The following is an 18478-nucleotide window of genomic DNA, read 5'->3' on the forward strand; positions in this document are numbered from 1 at the left end:
ATGACTAATAATATTTCTTACCAGGAAGCATTTGCTAGCTATGAGGCCGTCTCAGAAAGGCCTTTGCCTGAAGTGAACTATGAGGGGTTGCTTGAAAAATATCACCCGGATTATTTCAAAGACGCGTGCGTTCAACTTAAGATTGGCCCGAACAAGGGCGACATTTGCCATATTCAATTAGCCGAGATGTTACAGGCTGATGCACGTATTGATGAGGCCGACCTTGCAGGTGCGCAAGTCATTGAAACAGACATATTGATCATTGGCGGTGGCGGTGCCGGCTGTGCTGCCGCGCTAACCGCTGCAGAGTCCGGCGCCCGTGTACTTATCGCAACCAAATTACGTTTAGGCGACAGTAATACCGTGATGGCTGAGGGCGGTGTGCAAGTTTCCATTGAGAAAGATGATACGCCACAGCAGCATTATGATGACACTTTGCGCAGTGCAGACAGGCCGGTAGATAAAGAACTCGTCGCTGAAATGGTCATGAGTGCGCCTGATGTTATTCGTTGGCTTATCCAGCAAGGCATGCAGTTTGATCTGGATGAATATGGTGATTTGCTTACCAGAAAGGCGGGTGGAACCACGGCTCCCCGGGTGGTCTATTTCAAAGATTACACCGGCCTTGAAATGATGCGGGTGCTAAAGGAGGCGGTGCGCAGCACAGAAATTGAGGTGCTGGATTATGTGCCTACAGTAGAGTTGTTGTCCGATGAGGATGGCCATTGTACAGGCGCTGTGCTGTCCTCTTTAGAGGACAATCGTTATAAGCTGGTAAAAGCCAAGTCTGTGATCATTGCCACGGGTGGCATAGGTCGTTTGCATTTGAATGGTTTTCCTACCTCAAACCACTTCGGCGCAACGGGTGATGGGCTGGTGTTAGCATACAGGCTAGGTGCGAAGCTGCGGGATCTTGATTCATTTCAGTATCATCCATCTGGCCTGGCGTATCCGCAGCATTTATCCGGCACGTTAATTACCGAAGGGGTGAGGTCTGCCGGTGCATACTTATTAAATGCTCGGGGAGAACGCTTTGTTGATGAGTTACTACCGAGAGATAAAGTTGCTGCGGCAATCATGCGTGAATGTGTAGAAGGTCGGGGCGTAGATGCAGGGAATGGTATAAAAGGCATCTGGATTGATACCCCTGGTTTAGAGCTTAATAATCCGGGTATTTTTAACGCTCGATTTCCTAAATTAATTAAAATAGGCAAGAAGTCCGGTATAGACCCGCGTACACAACCCTTGCTTATTTATCCAACACTTCATTATCAGAATGGTGGCGTTATCATTGACAAGCATGGGCAAACAAATATTCCAGGATTGTATTGTGTCGGTGAAGTGAGTGGCGGCATTCATGGACGCAACCGCTTAATGGGTAATTCGCTACTGGAAATTATAAGCTTCGGTCGCAGAGCAGGCATTCATGCAGCAAAATACTCTCCAAGAAAGCCCTTTAGAAAAATCTCTATTGAACATTTAAGTCGATTACGCAGAGAGTTGATGCTTGCCGATATGCCAATGGACTCAAAAGGTCCTATTTTATTTCCGGCTTATGCAAAGTTTGAAACAGATTCAGACTATTCCGGGCTACATAAGAATAAAAAGAGTAAATGATGGAAAATGTGCTTAATCAGGTTCTGTTGCACAAAAATAACAGAGTGGGTGCAGACTACTCACTCTGGAAAAATGGCTGGGGTGGGCAAGGTTTAAAAAATGCCATGGAGCATCCTGCCGATATTATTTCTAATATTAAAGATGCAGGTTTGCTCGGGCTTGGCGGAAGCGGCTTTCCGACACATATAAAATGGCAAGCCATTGCTGATCAGACAAATACGGAAAAATATTTAATTTGTAATGGCAATGAAGATGAGCCAGGTACATTTAAAGATAGAGTGTTATTGGAAGAAACGCCATTCCAGGTGATTGAAGGCGCAACAATTGCAGCGTTAGCCTGCGGTATAAATAATGTTGTTTTTTATATTAATCCTAACCTCAAAACCTGCCATGAAGTTATGCAAAGTGCCCTGGCAAAATGGCTAGCTTCTGAAATTCACAATAATGCTTTACAGCAGGGCTTAAATCTAAAATACACAATAGTCGCCAGCAGCGGACACTATATTGCCGGAGAAGAAACAGCCGCCATTGAATCAGTCGAAGGCAAATTCCCTTTTCCAAGAGGTAAAGAACCGCGTCCTACTACTTCAGGTGTTAATGGCTGCCCTACCCTGATTAATAATATAGAAACCTTATGTAACGTCCCGCATATTTTGCGTAAAGGTGTGCAATGGTATCGAGATTTAGGTATAGGCGAAGCGAATGGCACGAAAATATATAGCTTGAGTGGTGATGTGCTTTCACCCGGTGTTTATGAATTACCAATGGGCACACCTTTAACGGAGCTTATATTTAAATATGGGCAGGGTATGTTGGTAGGCAAGCAGCTGAAAGCAGTATTTACCGGCGGCCCCTCGAATACCATTCTGACTGAAAAAGATCTGGATGTTAATTTGGATTTTAAATCTGTTTCAGAAAGACGTTCAGCTCTGGGTACAGGTGCAATGATTGTGGTATCACGTGGTACAGGTATTGTTAAACGCGTGGCGCAGTATGTTGATTTTTTTGCGGCAGAATCATGTGGCCAATGTCCCGCTTGTAAAACGGGTACGTACTATATGTCTCAATTGTTAGGTGAGATAGATACGGGAAAAGGCTCAAAAGCCGATCTGGATAGCCTAGTTGATTTATGCAATATTTTACCGGGAGGCGGGCGCTGTCATTTGTTAGATGGTGCTGTAAAAGTTGTAGATAGCTCGCTTTATCATTTTCTGGATGAGTACAAAGAAGCATTAAGTGATGACTTAAATTAGATGTTAAATAACGCACAGATCCACTCTCGTCAAATTGGGGAAACGCTGATATGTTTAACGTACGTTTGATTGTCTTAATCGACATTTCATTGCTTTGTGCGTGATGGGATATATGCGCATGACTGGTCTGATTCGATGGGAAATGCGGTGCTTGGATATGATTGACGCAGACCGCGTGGGCACAAAGACGTGCCCACCCTACGTGACTGAATTTTCAACACAAGAAACATAAAAGGAGATATTGAACAATGATGATGATTGAGCGTGGAGCGAAAAGAACCGCAAAGCCTGATATTTTTATCAGTCATTCTTCTAAAGATAAAAAGGCGGCACTTCATTTGGCTAAAGTACTCAATTTTTGTTCTATAGATGTATGGTTAGACGATTGGGAACTTGAGGTAGGACAAAGCCTTACAGATGAAATCTCTAAGGCCATGAATGAATCTCGATATATAGCAATATTGATTACTGAAAACTACAACAAAACTGTATGGACAAAAACAGAATATAAAAAGGCCTTGTCCAGAGAGCAAAAAGAACAACGCACAGTAATGCTCCCACTCATAATTGGTGAAGCGGTTATACCCGACTTCCTTGAAGATAAGATGTATATTGATCTTAGAGCCAAGTTTTTTAATGGCGTTGTTAATCTAGTTGGCATGATTCACAGTATATCTAGATTCAGAATCTCTGAGGCTTTGAACGATTCAGAGCCTGAGAATGTTGGCGATATTTGGAGGCTTCTTCAGTCAATAGGTTTCGAACCGTATGTCGTACTTGGTAATGATGACTTTCAAGAAATGCTTAAGCACGGTGGTCATTTAATAAAAGAAGATTATGCGACATTTGATCCATTCGAACTCAAGAATAGTGGCAAAGTATCTAATCATGTTAAGGCGCTGATTGGCGAACTGATTTGAAAGTATTAACAAATATCGAGCCTAACGAATAAGGTTAGGTTGGAACGCACGGGTAGAGCCATGTAGGGTGGGCACGTTTTTGTGCCCACGCGGATTCGTCATTTTGGAGTAAACAGCAATGACACGTTATCGCCGCGTAATGGCTGCAGGCTCAAGCTATTTCTTTACGGTGGTCGCTTACCGGCGGCAGTCAATTTTATGTGATGAAGCGATTCGTAACGCACTACGTGCCTCAATCGAAACGGTGAGCGTGGCGCGTCCTTTCGTCATCGATGCATGGGTATTGTTGCCTGACCATTTACATTGCGTGTGGACATTACCTGACGGTGATGCCGATTTTCCACTCGTTGGATGATGATCAAGCGAGCGGTTTCTTTGGCCTGCAGAGAAGAGCATCGTCGTGCCGACTGGGTGACTGCATCAAAACTCAAACATCGCGAATCGACTATCTGGCAACGGAGATTCTGGGAACACCAAATTCGTGATGAAAATGATTTTGCCCGTCATGTCGATTACATTCATTTCAACCCGGTTAAACACGGGCATGTACAACGTGCGATTGATTGGCCTCATTCGACATTTCACCGCTATGTGCATGATGGGGTATATGCGCATGACTGTTCTGATTCGATGAGAAATGGGGTGTTAGGGTCTGATTGACTCAGACCGCGTGGGCACAAAGACGTGCCCACCCTACTTGACTGCTCAGAAGTTTGCCGTCCCTCAGTTTTATTGCGCTTCAAAATAACTGCTTTAACTGTAACCTTATAAACTAGCCTTTTTCAACTTTGAGAGCGAGATTATGAATGACGACAAGCGGCTCGAACGACTGTACGACTACACGAAGTGGCACATTGGTATTTACCTGTCTGTAGCAGGAGCGCTGACTGCCGCCGTCGGTTATCTTGCCGAGGAGAACAAAACCCGGAATCTAGCGCCATATGTTGGCAGCCCGAAATTGCTGCTCGCTGCAGTAATCTTTATGTTTCTAGCTGGGGTCTGCGGGGCGGTCATCGCAAGCTCCAGCACTGAATGCAAAACGTATGACGAACTTTGGCTTTGCAAGCAAGGGCCATACGGACTTCGCCTTATGCCGGGTAGAGTCTGGGCAATGTTTGAGCATAGTTTCTTCTGGCTCAGCTCGGCCTGTATCGCTCTGTCTGTGCTGACGGCAGAGCCGGTCTTAAAGTGGCTCGCAAAATAAACAGCCATGTAGGGTGGGCACGTTTTTGTGCCCACGCGGATTCGTCATTTTGGAGTAGACACTATGTCACGTTATCGCCGCGCAATGGCTGCAGGCTCAAGCTATTTCTTTACGGTGGTCGCTTATCGGCGCCAGTCGATTCTATGTGACGAAGTGATTCGTAACGCATTGCGCACCTCAATCGAAACGGTGCGTGTGGCGCGTCCTTTCGTCATTAATGCATGGGTATTGTTGCCTGATCATTTACATTGCGTGAGGACATTACCTGACGGTGATGCCGATTTTTCCACCCGTTGGATGATGATCAAGCGCGCGGTTTCTTTGACCTGCAGAGCAGATTATCGTCGTGCCGACTGGGTGACTACATCAAAACTCAAACATCGCGAATCGACTATCTGGCAACGGCGATTCTGGGAACACCAAATTCGTGATGAAAATGATTTTGCCCGCCATGTCGATTACATACATTTCAACCCAGCTGCCCGCGTGGACACAAAGACGTGCCCACCCTTGTATCTTTCTTCCCGTGGTGGTTAGCTACCATTACACGAAGCAGAGGAAGCTTGAGCCCACCCTTAAGGCTCGACCTTGTCATGTAGATCAAGCCCTCTGCTTCACCTTTCGCCAGCATAGACACTGAACGGTATCCAAGGGGTGAACCCTGCATGCACAAGGCAAGTGGGCGAAGTTGGCTAACATTGAAACAGGAGGTCATCATGTTCTATCTCGGTATGGATGTGGCAAAAGCCAAATTAGATTGTTGCCTGTTGCTGGATGAGGCCAGTAGCAAGCGCAAGACTAAAGTAGTGAAAAACACCCAGTCAGGCATCATTGATTTGCTGGCTTGGGTTGCCAAACAAAACGTATCCCCGGAAGCTTTGCATATCGTCATGGAAGCCACCGGCATCTATCACGAACATGCTGCCATGGCGCTCGCGGATGCTGGTGTGATGGTTTCCATCATCAATCCGGCGCAGGTTAAAGATTTTGGCCGTGGGCTGGCCGTGCGCACCAAGACCGATGGCGTGGACAGCGTTGTGCTGGCTCGTTATGGCGCATTACTCAAACCCAAAGCTTGGGTGCCGCCTACACCGGAAGCACGGGTATTGCAAGCGTTGTTAGTACGCCGTGAGGCGCTTGTCCAAGATTTACATCGTGAGCGTAATCGCCAGGAGAAAGCCGTTGCCACAGACACGCCAGCGCTGATTCATAAATCACTTGAAGAGGGCATTGCATTTCTGGCCAAGCAGTTAGATCAGATACAAAAGGATATTGACGCACATATCGACAAGCATGCGGATCTTCAGAAAGATAGGGCATTGCTCCAGAGTATTCCAGCAGTTGGTCCACAGGTGGGGAGCAATTTACTCTCTGTGATGCACAACCATGATTTTGGTTCGGCTGAACAGTTGGCGGCTTATCTGGGACTCGTTCCGGTGGAACGAAAGTCGGGTAGTTCGGTGCTGGGTCGCGCGCGTATGTCCAAGGCCGGTCCCGCCAGAATACGTGCCGTGTTATATATGGCTGCCGTCGTGGGGACACGCTGCAACCCACACGTCAAAGCTGTTTATGAACGCCTAGTTGCTCGAGGCAAGTCCAAGATGTCTTCCCTCGGTGCCGCAATGCGTAAGTTGGTACATTTGTGCTTTGGCGTACTCAAAACTCAACAGCCATATCAACACAATTATCTGAAAAATGCTTGACTTTAAAGACGGTATCTACTTGGCTCTTCCGCCGTGGCATCAAGCGATACGGCCGGCATCTGCAATAGTCCTGATAATGCATGAACCTCTCCAGAATATCTCTGATCCATAAATTGTCAGATTTTCCACTTTCCAGCACTTGAAATTTTATGTTCGTGTCCACAGATTGAGGGGTATGGCAATCCTGCCAGCATTTACCCGTTGAAAGGAGACATCATGCATTATCGAGGTATTTTTCCCCGCGATCTGTTCGCGGAACTGGAGCGGTTGCAGCGTGATTTTGACGGCTCCCCCAGCATTCGCGGTGCAGCGCCAGGCTATCCGGCCATGAACGTTGGCACAACACCGAAGTCGGTTGAGGTCTATGCCTTTGCGCCCGGCATGACACCGGAGGAATTCGATGTGCAAGTCGAGAATGGCGTGCTGACCATCAGTGGCGAGCGCAAAGACATAGTGGCACCTGAGGGAGCGACCATACATATTGGCGAACATTTCTCCGGGCGTTTCCGACGTGTCGTATCGCTGCCGGACGACATCGAGCCGAATTCGACAACGGCCAGTTATCGCGATGGCGTGCTACACGTCTGCGTGGCGCGCAGGGAAGCTGCCCAATCGCGCCGGATTTCGGTTCAATGAGAAAGGAGAACACCATGAGCGAGAAAGTTATCAAGCGTGAAAATGCGAGTGAAGAGAGTGCAGCCATGCGCCCTGCAGTGAACGTAGTTGAAGATGCGACCGGCATCACACTGTATGCCGATCTACCTGGAGTGCCAAAAGAAAAGTTGTCCATCCATGTGGAAGGCGACAATCTGATTCTGGAAGGCGAGCTGGAAATAAATTCCCCGCCGAACATGGAGGCGATCCACGCTGAAGTCGACCTGTCGCGTTACCGCCGGGTATTCGGCCTGTCGCGGGAACTGGATGGCAACAAGGTATCGGCAGGATTCCGACATGGCGTGCTGGAATTGCGCATTCCGAAAGCCGAGCATGCACAGCCGCGCCGGATCGTAGTGCAGGCTACCTGATCTCATCACCCGGCGGTGGATTTACTCCACTGCCGGATATAGATAAGAGGTTCATCATGCAAATTGAAAGAAATTAAGAGAACATGGGGGCTGTTAATAATGTAGGGTGGGCAGGTTTTTGCCTCGTAGAGGTTCTCGCACCCGGAGGGTGTGCCCACGCGGATTCTGGGAACACCAAATTCGTGATGAAAATGATTTTGCCCGTCATGTCGATTACATTCATTTCAACCCAGCTGCCCGCGTGGGCACAAAATCGTGCCCACCCTACTTGGCTACTTGGCTGGCGCTGGTGGCCGAGCAGTCTGTCGGCAACCGCCCCGGACGAATCGAGCCAAGGGCAATCAAGCGACGCCATAAACCATATCAGCTACTGACAAAAACAAGGGATTTGGCAAGGGAGCAATTGATCAAATATAGGTATCCGAAAAAACTTAAGGGCTGGCCTCGTAATCATGCATTTTGAGCGAAGTTTGATGGAGCGCTCTGCTAACAATGGAATAATGCACCCATAAGTATTCGCCGCCTTCTTTGACCCCTTCGCCTCTGTCTCAAGAGCTTGACAGCTTTGCTATACTTAAATTTTCATAAGCATAAGGCAACGAGTATGAAAACAGACGAACAGCTAAAGAAAGACAATCCTGAGCTATACAGAGTTGCTCGACAAGGAGGTACGGAACCATCAGGCTCCAGTGACTTATTGCATGCAGACAAAGAAGGTGTGTTTCGCTGTGCAGTATGCAATGCAGCACTTTTTAGTGGAGACACAAAGTTTGAGTCAGGTACAGGATGGCCGTCATTCACTGATCCGGTAAGTAAAGATGCAGTCAAGCTTATCAGCGATGACAGCCACGGTATGCGCCGCACTGAAGTACAGTGTGCGGGCTGCAAAGCACACCTCGGACATGTTTTTCCAGACGGACCAGACCGCAAAAAAGATGGCGAGCAAGACTTTGGTCGACACGATCGCTACTGTATCAACGGTATTTGTCTTGACCACAAAACTACATAGAGGTTACTCACTAACGGTAAATAACGATGCCTACACATAAGAAAGCAGTCCTAGCGGGAGGTTGTTTTTGGGGGTTAGAAGACCTAATTCGAAAGCAGCCGGGAGTTGTCGATACTGAAGCCGGCTATACTGGCGGCCAGAATGACAACCCGACCTACCATAACCATTCCAATCATGCCGAAGCGGTCGAGATCACGTACGATCCAGCTCAAACAAATTACAAGAAATTGCTCGACTTCTTCTTTCAGATTCACAATCCAACGACGATTAACCAACAAGGTAACGACTGCGGTTCTTCGTATCGCTCAGCTATTTTTTTTGCTAATGATGAAGAAAAAGCGATCGCTAAAGAAATGATTGGCATTGTTGATAAATCTAAACGTTGGCCTAATCCGGTGGTTACTACCCTTGAACCACGCGGGCGTTTCTGGGTAGCTGAAGACTATCATCAAGACTATTTGGTGAATAACCCAGGTGGCTATACCTGCCATGCTGTGTACTTTGATAGCTACTTAACCGCTGACGAGAATTAGGAAAAAGGAGAGCTTGTAAATTGGTGGCAAACTTGAGGACACCTCTAAAAATCCAATTTTCGTCACAATACTGCGTTACTCGAAAAAAATTATCGCTTACATATCAACTATATGCCTCGCTCAAATTTTTTACTCGCGCCTTGTCTTGTCTAGAAAATTGAATTTTTAGAGGCGCCCTTGATTTAATCTGCCACCTCACGTTTCGATCTGCCACGCGACAGAGGCATTGCCCGACGCTCCGTAAGTAAGGTAGGGTGGGCAGGTTTTTATGCCCACGCGGATTATGGGAACACCAAATTCGTGATGAAAATGATTTTGCCCGCCATGTCGATTACATCCATTTCAACCCGGTTAAACACGGGCATGGTAATCGTGCGGTTGATTGGCCTCATTCGACATTTCACCGCTATGTGCGTGATGGGGTATATGCGCATGACTTGTCTGATTCGATGGAACGCGCGGTGCTGGGATATGATTGACGCTGCCCGCGTGGGCACAAAGACGTGCCCACCCTACCTACTGGCCAAGTCAATAGTGCCATTCCGAGCCTCACCCCTTTATTTCCCTCAGCCCAAAGTCTTGAACACCACCTCTTGCACATCCTTGGACAAGCCTTTGGTTGCGGCAATTTTCTGCAACGCGGCCTGCATCTGTTGTTTCAGCGCAGGCTGGAATTTTTTCCAATGATCCAGCGTGCGTACCAAACGCGCAGCCACCTGCGGATTGAGGTTGTTCAGCGCGATCACCTGTTCTGTCCAGAAGGCATAGCCGCTGCCATCTGCTGCATGGAACTGTGACGGATTGCCGTTGCAGAAACTGGAGATCAGACTGCGTGCGCGGTTGGGATTTTTCAACGTGAACGCGGAATGTGTCATCAGCTTACGCACTGCTTTTACATCGGTATGCACCGCGACCGCCTGCAGGCTGAACCATTTGTCCACCACCAGCGCCTCGTTTTTGAAATCCCGATAGAAATTTTTCAATGGCTGTTGTGCCGTCTTGCTACCGGTATTCACCAGCGCCATTAGCGCCGCCAGGCGGTCGGTCATATTGTCGGCAGCGTCGATCTGCGCGTAAGCCAGTTGCAGCGTGGATTCATCTTGCCAGCCAAGCAGATAAGACAGGCACAGGTTCTTCAGCCCGCGTTTACCGGCCGATCTGGCATCGGGGCTGTATTTGCCGGGTGTCTGGTTGGCTGCATAGACGGCGATGAAGTCGGCCTTGAGTCTTTCAGAGATCGTCTTGCGCATAAACTGGCGCGCAGTGTGAATCGCCTGCGGGTCGATCATTTCGCACTGTTCGGCCAGCATCAATTCAGAAGGCAACGCTAACACCACCTCAATGAAAGATGGATCAAGCGACGGATCGTTGAGCGTGGTGCGCAAGGCGTTGACGAACAACTCATCCAGCGTCAGCGTTTTACCCTCTTGTACCTGCTTGATCAGATTGAGCAAGCGTTGCATGGCCAGCCGCTGTCCGGCTTCCCAGCGGTTGAAGGCATCGCTGTCATGCGCCATCAGCTGTGCCAGCGCCTGATCGGTGTAGTTGTATTCCATCACCACGGGTGCCGAGAAGTTGCGCAGCAACGAGGGCGTGGGGTTGCTGGTGACGTTGGTGAAGGTGAACGTCTGTTTTGCCTTGGTGAGCTCCAGCACACAGGTGGTGGGGGCAGGGGTAGCAGCGGTGGCAGCGGCTGCGCCTTCAAGCTGCAATGGCATGTCTCGCCCCTGGGCATTGAGCAGGCCCACCGCAACCGGGATATGGAAGGGCAGGGGCTTCTTTTGCCCAACACCGGGTTTGCAGCTTTGGCTGAGCGTGAGTTCATAGGTTTGCTTATCGGCGTCGTAACGGCTTTGCACCTTGAGTTGCGGCGTGCCGGACTGGCTATACCAGCGCTCGAACTGGGCAAGATCGCGCCCGCTGCTGTGGGCCATGGCCGCGCGGAAATCGTCGCAGGAAACCGCCTGTCCGTCATGCCGTTCAAAGTACAAGTCCATGCCCTTGCGGAAGCCGTCACGTCCCAGCAGGGTTTGATACATACGCACCACCTCCGCGCCTTTTTCATAAATGGTGACGGTGTAGAAATTGTTGATCTCGACATAACTGTCCGGCCGCACCGGATGGGCCATCGGCCCTGCGTCCTCGGAGAACTGCACCTGGCGCAACATGCGCACATTTTCGATGCGACTCACCGCACGACCGCTGTCCGTACCGATCATGTCGGCTGAGAATTCCTGGTCACGGAACACCGTGAGGCCTTCCTTTAACGATAACTGAAACCAGTCGCGGCAGGTCACGCGGTTGCCGGTCCAGTTATGAAAATATTCATGGCCGACCACCGCCTCAATATTGGCGTAATCGGTATCGGTGGCGATGCTGGGATTGGCCAGCACATACTTGGTGTTGAAGATATTCAGGCCCTTGTTTTCCATCGCGCCCATGTTGAAGTCGCTCACCGCGACAATCATGAAGCGATCGAGATCCAGCTCCAGTCCAAAACGGTGCTGATCCCAGCGGATGCTGTGCTTGAGTGAATCCATCGCATGCTGGGTCTTGTCCAGATTGCCCGGCTCCACCCACACTTGCAGTAATACACGACGCCCGCTGTTGAGCTTGAATTTTTCTTCCTGGCACACCAGCTTGCCGGCCACCAGTGCAAACAGATAGGACGGCTTCTTGAACGGATCTTCCCACTTGGCATAGTGGCGACCCCCGGGCAGATCGCCCTGTTCGATCAGATTGCCGTTGGACAGCAGCACCGGATACTTCTTCTTGTCGCCGCGCAGCATGACCGTGTATTTGGCCATCACATCCGGGCGATCGGGGAACCAGGTGATCTTGCGGAACCCTTCGGCCTCGCATTGGGTAAAGAAATTGCCGTTGGAGACATACAGACCCATCATCGAAGTATTCTTCTCGGGCTCAACCAGTGTCTCGACCTCCAGCGTGATTTCGTCCGGTGCGTTGGCAATGCGCAACTTGCCGTCTGCTATCGAGTAACCCTTAACTCCTTTGCGGAGCGTCTTGCCATTCATGCGCAAAGCCACCAGCTTGGCGCCGTCGCCCAGCAGTTCCACATCCTTGTTGGGTGATGCGCTATTGCGCTGCAGCGTGATGCGCGTGGACACACGGGTTGCCGCAGGGTCGAGATCGAAACCTATTTCAACGATATTCACCCAATAGGCCGGGGCAGTGTAGTCTTTGCGATGGATGGTGACGGGTGTATTCAGGGTCGGGTTCTGGGTCATGAGCGGCAGGTCCGGAGGATATGAGAAGAATCGGATTTTAACAGGGTCGGGGCAGGTGGGGCTGCCCCTATTGTCCCGATGTTAGCCCCAACTAGTGAATGTTATCACTGCTGTCCGGTTAAACGAATGGTCAAATCGCTGGAAGCCGTACTTGGTGGAGCGTCCATAGGATAACGTTGTGGTGTCGATTTGAATGTCAAAATGGTGTTCCGTACGAATTCTGGGGGTAACACACCCTGAGACGTATATGAACACTGGCAAAACACTGTTTGCCCAACCGATGGATTTCCTGCCTTGGAGCACGTTCACACGCCTTGTCGAGCGACATGGCGGCGACCGTTACGTGAAGTCGCTCACCTGCGCCGAGCAATTCCGCGTGATGGTCTTCGCCCAACTGACTTATCGCGAGAGTCTGCGTGACATCAAGGTTTGCCTCTCGGCTTAATCTGCCAGGCTTTACCATATGTGATTCGAGCAGGAGGTCAAGCGCACAACGCTGGCCGATACCAACGAGACGCGGAGCTGGCGCATCCATGAGAAGTTCGCTCAGCGCCTGATCGTTCAAGCCCGGAAGCTTTAATCGACGATAGCTTTGGCATTGAGCTTGCGAATACGACTTACGCACTGGATTCGACGACGATTGATCTGTGCATGTCGCTCTTCCCTTGGGCGCTGTTTCGCACGACAAAGTCGGCAGTGAAGATGCACATACTGTTCGATTTGCGCGGCAACATCCCCAGCTTCATCCCTATCTCTGACGGTAAGCTGGGCGATGTGAATGTGCTCGGATGTGCTGGTATTGGAAGTTGGCGCGATCTACGTCATGGATCGTGGCTATCTGGATTTCGCAAGGCTTTACGTGATGTATCAGGCACAAGCCTGTTTTGTCACGCACGCCAAGTCGAACACTCAAATGCGACGCGTCTATTGGGCTACGGTAGATCGCAGCACGGGGATCATCTGTGACCAAACCGTCGCGCTCACTGGCATCATTAAGCCGCAAAATTATCCCGAGCATCTGCGCCGTATCCGTTTCAATGACCCCGAGACCAACAAGACGTTGGTATTTCTGACCAACAATTTTGTTTTGTCGGTAGCCACCATCTGCGCTCTTTATAAAGCACGCTGGCAGGTGGAATTGTTTTTTAAGTGGATAAAGCAGCATTTGCGTATCAAGAAATTTTACGGTAACTCTGAAAATGCAGTGAAATCACAAATCTGGATCGCCGTGTCGGTTTATCTCCTCGTTGCCATTGTCAAAAAACGCCTCAATCTGGAGACTTCACGTTACACTTTGCGACAGATATTTTCGCTCACACTGTTCGAAAAAATGCCCATGCAGCAGGCCTTTGCGGGCAGTGACTACGTTTCGGATGATGCCACCATCAGCAATCACCTTAATTTATTCGACTTTTAACCGGACAGCAGTGCTATTTTATAGTTAACCAAGAGCCAGATAGACTGATTTTTTATGCACCCGAATATTAACGAGGGAGCATCTCCTTGATAAAGCACACTCAAATTAAGGTAAACTATTCCTTCTTGCTTGGTCTCCGCCAGCCCGTCAGAGTAACTTGCTTGGCACGTGACAAGGTTAATTCACCTTCAGGTGCATCGCTCGTAATGGTGGAGCCCGCGCCTATGGTAGCACCACGCCCGACTTCTAATGGCGCTACCAGTTGTGTATTTGAGCCTATGAAAACATCATCATGGATGATAGTGCGATGTTTGTTTGCGCCATCATAATTGCAGGTGATAGTGCCTGCGCCTATGTTTACGCGGCTGCCGACGCTGCTGTCTCCAATATAGCTTAAGTGGTTAGCCTTACTATTGGCGGCAATTTCACTATTTTTAACCTCGACGAAATTGCCAACGTGTACCTCGTTATGTAATTTGCTGCCAGGACGCAGACGGGCATAAGGGCCGATACGGCAACTGTCGCCGATACTCACTTGATCAATATGGCTATATGGTTCGAGGTAGGTATTAGCGCCAATGCGAGTATTTTTTATAATACAGTAAGCACCTACGCGTACGCCATCTCCTAGAGAAACATCGCCTTCGAAGATGCAGCCAACATCAATTTCAACATCACGCCCGCAAACCAATTTACCGCGCACATCGATGCGCGCAGGGTCAGCCAACGTAACACCATTCATCAATAGCTGGTGTGCCTGTTCGTGTTGCCAGATACGTTCCAATTCGGCCAATTGTGCTTTGCTGTTGACACCTGCAACCTCCCATCCATGAGCAGGCTGTACCGTATGCACAGCAACACCCTGCGCAACGGCCATGCCGACTATGTCTGTTAAGTAGTACTCGCCTTGTGCATTTTCATTGCGTAATTTCGACAACCAGTTACACAGTAGATTGGTAGAAACAGCAAGGATGCCAGTATTTACTTCGCGGATGGCGCGCTGCTCTGCAGTGGCATCTTTTTCCTCTACGATGCAGATTACGTTGCCTGCACTATCGCGCACGATACGTCCGTAACCGGCAGGATTACTAAGGTGAATAGTGAGCAAAGTGAGTGCTTGATGCTCTAGCAACATTTTTTCCAATGTGTCGCGCTGAATAAGCGGCACGTCGCCATACAGCACCAGAGTAAAAGTGTCATCATTTAAATGCGGAAGTGCTCGCTGTACCGCATGACCGGTACCGAGCTGGGGCTCCTGCAACACAAAATCAGCACCATACTTCGCCATCGCCTGCGGCACCGCTTCGCCTCCATGGCCATAAACCACGCAGGTTATACCAGTAGTTAATTGGGCAGCGGTATCAAGAACATGTTGTATCAGTGGACGACCAGCCAAAGTATGCAGCACCTTTGGTTTATTCGAGTGCATGCGCTGCCCCCTGCCAGCAGCAAGAATAACGATATTGAGCTTTGTCATGATATATACAATATAAAATATATTGATAAGTATAAACAAAAAAAGCGGCCTAAGCCGCTTTCATTGAAAATCACATTAATATAGTAGCTTAATGTGGTTGTTGCTTACGCATTTTCTGAATTGCTTGCAACTGGGCTAGTGCTTCAGATAACTCGGCTTGCGCCGTAGCGTAGTCAATATCAGAAGCACGGTTCTTCATTGCTTCTTCAGCTACACGCTTAGCTTCGAGCGAGCGCGCTTCATCCAAGTCTGCGCCACGAATGGCGGTATCAGCTAAAATCGTAACAACACTGGACTGCACTTCCAGCATCCCGCCAGAAACATAAATCAGCATAAATTCACTTTGATCCGGCAGCTTGAGGCGAACAGAACCTGGTTTAATGCGTGTTAATAGTGGTGCATGGCGTGGGTAAATACCTAGCTCACCCATTTCTCCCGGAACGACGACCATTTCTACAAGGCCAGAGAAAATGGACTCTTCTGCGCTCACCACATCAACATGAACAGTCATTGCCATAAATTTCCTTATTACTACGACACGTGGCCCAATTACGGCGTTAAAATCTTACTGAAGAGTTTTTGCTTTTTCAACCGCCTCATCAATAGTACCGACCATATAGAATGCCTGTTCAGGCAAGTGGTCGTAATCGCCATTGACAATGCCCTTAAAGCCCTTGATAGTCTCCTTCAGAGTCACATACTTTCCAGGGCTGCCGGTAAACACTTCGGCTACGTGAAAAGGCTGAGACAAGAAACGTTGAATCTTACGTGCACGTGCCACTGCCAGCTTATCTTCTGGTGCCAATTCATCCATGCCTAGAATCGCGATAATGTCTCGCAATTCCTTGTAGCGTTGTAACGTCTGTTGTACGCTACGGGCAACGTTATAATGTTCTTCTCCTACTACCAGAGGGTCAAGCTGGCGCGAAGTTGAGTCCAATGGATCTACAGCGGGGTAAATACCCAATGAAGCGATGTCGCGCGACAGAACTACGGTGGAATCTAAGTGTAGGAACGTAGTCGCAGGAGAAGGGTCGGTCAAGTCATCGGCTGGCACATACACAGCCTGGATCGAGGTGATGGAGCCCGTCTTAGTTGAGGTAATACGCTCCTGCAAACGCCCCATTTCTTCTGCCAGAGTTGGCTGGTAACCTACCGCTGAAGGCATACGTCCCAACAAAGCAGATACTTCAGTACCAGCTAACGTGAAGCGGTAAATATTATCTACGAAAAACAGGACGTCACGTCCTTCATCACGGAAATATTCCGCCATAGTCAGACCAGACAACGCCACGCGTAGGCGATTGCCTGGCGGTTCGTTCATCTGCCCAAATACCATTGCTACTTTGGACTCAGGCAAGTTATCCAATTGGATCACACCCGCTTCCGACATTTCATGATAGAAGTCATTCCCTTCACGAGTACGCTCACCTACACCAGCAAACACGGACAAACCGGAATGTTGTTTGGCAATATTATTAATGAGCTCAAGCATATTCACGGTCTTACCAACACCAGCGCCACCGAATAGACCCACCTTGCCGCCCTTGGCGAAGGGACACACCAAATCAATAACCTTAATACCAGTTTCCAACAAATCGACCGATGGAGACAATTCATCGAACTTTGGCGCTTTCTGGTGAATAGAGCGCCGTTCCGTACATTTAATTTCACCCACTTCATCAATAGGGCGACCCAACACATCCATAATACGACCCAAAGTGCCATGACCAACTGGCACAGTTATCTGGTCACCTGTATTGACCACTCCCATTCCGCGTCGCAGTCCGTCGGAGGAACCCATTGCAATGGTGCGCACAACGCCGTCGCCAATCTGCTGCTGTACTTCCAAGGTCAGGCCTTTTTCAGCAACAGAGCTTCCATCGTCCTGTACTACCAGCGCATCGTAAACTTTTGGGATATGATCACGCGGAAACTCAACGTCCACCACCGCACCAATACACTGAACAATTTTTCCTTGACTCATCTTGAGGTTCCCCACTTTATATTGATTCTGTACTCATTGTTGCAAACAGTTGAGTACATCTCTAATTCAAAATCTATCGTGATCTGGCTTTGTTAACTAAATATTTACTTATTGTTAAGCATCTACAAAATATGCGTGTGCTATTTTTTAGCAGCCCAGTTCTAATTTAAGATTCTAAATTTGATTGAGCCGCAGTAAATAACATACATTAACTTACAGCCGCTGCACCACCAACAATTTCTGATATTTCCTTCGTAATCGCTGCTTGACGCGCTTTATTGTAAATCAGCTTTAGTTCACCTATCACTTCCTTCGCATTATCGGATGCAGCCTTCATGGCTACCATGCGAGCACTCTGCTCGGACGCCTGATTTTCAGTCACCCCGTTATAAACTAACGATTCAATGTACCGAACTAACAACTCATCCACTACGACCTTGGCATCAGGCTCATAAATGTAATCCCATGCGCTGCCATTCGTAGGCTCCAGAAGTTCGCCCGTGAGCGGCAGCAATTGCTCCATTCTTGGCTCTTGCTTCATGGTGTTAACGAACCCGTTATAACTAATGTAAATTGCATCAATCTCACCGGCATTGTATCCATCCAGCATTACCTTGACCGCTCCTATCAGTTTCTCGATGTGAGGAATGTCTCCCAGTCCAATCATATGTGATTTGACTTTTGCACCGATACGGGACATAAAGGTAAAACCTTTATTACCAACAGCGCATATGCTAATACCTTTACTCTCGTCTTCCCATTCCTTCATCCGCGCCACTACTAGACGCAAGATGTTCGTGTTGAGACCGCCACACAATCCTTTGTCAGAGGTAATAATAATCACACCGACATTCTTGATGATCTCTCGTTTAATCAGAAATGGATGCTTATATTCCGGATTAGCACGAGACAAATGTGCTGCAACCTGACGTATTTTTTCCGCATATGGGCGAGCGGCGCGCATACGTTCCTGTGCCTTACGCATCTTGGAAGCCGCCACCATTTCCATCGCGCGCGTGATCTTTCGTGTATTCTCTACACTTTTTATTTTAGTTCGTATTTCTTTGCTACCAGCCATTATCTTG

At 48.8% G+C, this 18478-nt stretch carries 17 protein-coding genes and 2 pseudogenes; 14 read left to right on the forward strand and 5 right to left on the reverse strand.

What is annotated here, in order from left to right; all coding sequences use genetic code 11:
- The 13 genes and pseudogenes from MJ769_RS08320 (at position 1) to MJ769_RS08385 (ending at position 9743) form a co-directional block, all read left to right on the forward strand.
- Positions 1-1617 (forward strand): FAD-dependent oxidoreductase, encoded by a 1617-nt coding sequence (locus MJ769_RS08320; RefSeq protein WP_239236194.1) that lies wholly within the window; start codon positions 1-3, stop codon positions 1615-1617.
- On the forward strand, positions 1614-2870 hold the full coding sequence (locus MJ769_RS08325; RefSeq protein WP_239236196.1) for an NADH-ubiquinone oxidoreductase-F iron-sulfur binding region domain-containing protein: 1257 nt from the start codon (positions 1614-1616) through the stop codon (positions 2868-2870). The genes MJ769_RS08320 and MJ769_RS08325 overlap by 4 nt, the downstream gene beginning before the upstream one ends.
- Positions 2871-3118: 248 nt before the next feature.
- The gene (locus MJ769_RS08330) at positions 3119-3790 is read left to right on the forward strand and encodes a toll/interleukin-1 receptor domain-containing protein (RefSeq protein ID WP_239236198.1); all 672 of its coding nucleotides are present in this window, start codon (positions 3119-3121) and stop codon (positions 3788-3790) included.
- 139 nt (positions 3791-3929) lie between these two features.
- A pseudogene (locus MJ769_RS14730) lies at positions 3930-4450 on the forward strand (REP-associated tyrosine transposase).
- A 142-nt stretch (positions 4451-4592) separates the two neighbouring features.
- Complete coding sequence (locus MJ769_RS08345; protein WP_239236201.1) at positions 4593-4994, forward strand: hypothetical protein; 402 nt, start codon at positions 4593-4595, stop codon at positions 4992-4994.
- 63 nt (positions 4995-5057) lie between these two features.
- A complete protein-coding gene (locus MJ769_RS08350; protein WP_239236203.1) occupies positions 5058-5531 on the forward strand; it encodes an REP-associated tyrosine transposase in 474 nt (157 codons plus the stop codon).
- A 128-nt stretch (positions 5532-5659) separates the two neighbouring features.
- Positions 5660-6697 (forward strand): IS110 family transposase, encoded by a 1038-nt coding sequence (locus tag MJ769_RS08355; RefSeq protein WP_239236205.1) that lies wholly within the window; start codon positions 5660-5662, stop codon positions 6695-6697.
- 216 nt (positions 6698-6913) lie between these two features.
- Positions 6914-7333, forward strand: coding sequence for an Hsp20/alpha crystallin family protein (locus tag MJ769_RS08360; RefSeq protein ID WP_239236207.1), 420 nt, complete (start codon positions 6914-6916; stop codon positions 7331-7333).
- Positions 7334-7347: 14 nt separating this feature from the next.
- Positions 7348-7722 (forward strand): Hsp20/alpha crystallin family protein, encoded by a 375-nt coding sequence (locus MJ769_RS08365; RefSeq protein WP_239236209.1) that lies wholly within the window; start codon positions 7348-7350, stop codon positions 7720-7722.
- 118 nt (positions 7723-7840) lie between these two features.
- The gene (locus tag MJ769_RS08370) at positions 7841-8185 is read left to right on the forward strand and encodes a hypothetical protein (RefSeq protein WP_239236430.1); all 345 of its coding nucleotides are present in this window, start codon (positions 7841-7843) and stop codon (positions 8183-8185) included.
- Between the two features lie 141 nt (positions 8186-8326).
- Positions 8327-8731, forward strand: coding sequence for a peptide-methionine (R)-S-oxide reductase MsrB (gene msrB, locus MJ769_RS08375; protein WP_239236211.1), 405 nt, complete (start codon positions 8327-8329; stop codon positions 8729-8731).
- A gap of 26 nt (positions 8732-8757) precedes the next feature.
- Positions 8758-9264, forward strand: a complete 507-nt coding sequence (gene msrA, locus MJ769_RS08380) for a peptide-methionine (S)-S-oxide reductase MsrA (RefSeq protein WP_239236220.1) — start codon at positions 8758-8760, stop codon at positions 9262-9264.
- Positions 9265-9518: 254 nt separating this feature from the next.
- Positions 9519-9743: a hypothetical protein gene (locus MJ769_RS08385; RefSeq protein ID WP_239236222.1), complete on the forward strand. Its 225-nt coding sequence runs from the start codon at positions 9519-9521 to the stop codon at positions 9741-9743.
- A gap of 87 nt (positions 9744-9830) precedes the next feature.
- Here MJ769_RS08385 and pepN read toward each other — a convergent pair whose 3' ends face one another.
- Entirely contained in the window at positions 9831-12512 is a 2682-nt protein-coding gene (pepN, locus tag MJ769_RS08390) for an aminopeptidase N (protein WP_239236223.1), read from the reverse strand.
- A 247-nt stretch (positions 12513-12759) separates the two neighbouring features.
- Here pepN and MJ769_RS08395 point away from each other — a divergent pair.
- Positions 12760-13929, forward strand: a pseudogene (locus MJ769_RS08395) (IS4 family transposase).
- Positions 13930-14044: 115 nt separating this feature from the next.
- Here MJ769_RS08395 and glmU read toward each other — a convergent pair.
- The 4 genes from glmU to atpG all read right to left on the reverse strand — a co-directional run bounded on the left by glmU (position 14045) and on the right by atpG (position 18471).
- Positions 14045-15406 carry a bifunctional UDP-N-acetylglucosamine diphosphorylase/glucosamine-1-phosphate N-acetyltransferase GlmU gene (gene glmU / locus MJ769_RS08400; RefSeq protein WP_239236225.1) on the reverse strand — a complete coding sequence of 454 codons (1362 nt, stop codon included), beginning with the start codon at positions 15404-15406 and terminating at the stop codon, positions 14045-14047.
- A gap of 88 nt (positions 15407-15494) precedes the next feature.
- On the reverse strand, positions 15495-15923 hold the full coding sequence (locus tag MJ769_RS08405) for a F0F1 ATP synthase subunit epsilon (protein ID WP_239236234.1): 429 nt from the start codon (positions 15921-15923) through the stop codon (positions 15495-15497).
- A gap of 48 nt (positions 15924-15971) precedes the next feature.
- Positions 15972-17393: a F0F1 ATP synthase subunit beta gene (gene atpD, locus MJ769_RS08410; RefSeq protein ID WP_239236236.1), complete on the reverse strand. Its 1422-nt coding sequence runs from the start codon at positions 17391-17393 to the stop codon at positions 15972-15974.
- A 208-nt stretch (positions 17394-17601) separates the two neighbouring features.
- The gene (atpG, locus tag MJ769_RS08415; protein WP_239236238.1) at positions 17602-18471 is read right to left on the reverse strand and encodes a F0F1 ATP synthase subunit gamma; all 870 of its coding nucleotides are present in this window, start codon (positions 18469-18471) and stop codon (positions 17602-17604) included.
- Between the last annotated feature and the right edge of the window lie 7 nt (positions 18472-18478).

Origin of the sequence: Candidatus Nitrotoga sp. BS (genome assembly GCF_927797785.1) — a bacterium.
GTDB lineage: Bacteria > Pseudomonadota > Gammaproteobacteria > Burkholderiales > Gallionellaceae > Nitrotoga.

Excerpts from the sequence above, each read along its gene's own strand:
- MJ769_RS08320 (WP_239236194.1), top strand. The coding sequence starts at position 1 with ATGACTAATAATATTTCTTACCAGGAAGCATTTGCTAGCTATGAGGCC.
- MJ769_RS08325 (WP_239236196.1), top strand. The coding sequence starts at position 1,614 with ATGATGGAAAATGTGCTTAATCAGGTTCTGTTGCACAAAAATAACAGA.
- MJ769_RS08330 (WP_239236198.1), top strand. The coding sequence starts at position 3,119 with ATGATGATGATTGAGCGTGGAGCGAAAAGAACCGCAAAGCCTGATATT.
- MJ769_RS08345 (WP_239236201.1), top strand. The coding sequence starts at position 4,593 with ATGAATGACGACAAGCGGCTCGAACGACTGTACGACTACACGAAGTGG.
- MJ769_RS08350 (WP_239236203.1), top strand. The coding sequence starts at position 5,058 with ATGTCACGTTATCGCCGCGCAATGGCTGCAGGCTCAAGCTATTTCTTT.
- MJ769_RS08355 (WP_239236205.1), top strand. The coding sequence starts at position 5,660 with ATGCACAAGGCAAGTGGGCGAAGTTGGCTAACATTGAAACAGGAGGTC.
- MJ769_RS08360 (WP_239236207.1), top strand. The coding sequence starts at position 6,914 with ATGCATTATCGAGGTATTTTTCCCCGCGATCTGTTCGCGGAACTGGAG.
- MJ769_RS08365 (WP_239236209.1), top strand. The coding sequence starts at position 7,348 with ATGAGCGAGAAAGTTATCAAGCGTGAAAATGCGAGTGAAGAGAGTGCA.
- msrB (WP_239236211.1), top strand. The coding sequence starts at position 8,327 with ATGAAAACAGACGAACAGCTAAAGAAAGACAATCCTGAGCTATACAGA.
- msrA (WP_239236220.1), top strand. The coding sequence starts at position 8,758 with ATGCCTACACATAAGAAAGCAGTCCTAGCGGGAGGTTGTTTTTGGGGG.
- pepN (WP_239236223.1), bottom strand. The coding sequence starts at position 12,512 with ATGACCCAGAACCCGACCCTGAATACACCCGTCACCATCCATCGCAAA.
- glmU (WP_239236225.1), bottom strand. The coding sequence starts at position 15,406 with ATGACAAAGCTCAATATCGTTATTCTTGCTGCTGGCAGGGGGCAGCGC.
- MJ769_RS08405 (WP_239236234.1), bottom strand. The coding sequence starts at position 15,923 with ATGGCAATGACTGTTCATGTTGATGTGGTGAGCGCAGAAGAGTCCATT.
- atpD (WP_239236236.1), bottom strand. The coding sequence starts at position 17,393 with ATGAGTCAAGGAAAAATTGTTCAGTGTATTGGTGCGGTGGTGGACGTT.
- atpG (WP_239236238.1), bottom strand. The coding sequence starts at position 18,471 with ATGGCTGGTAGCAAAGAAATACGAACTAAAATAAAAAGTGTAGAGAAT.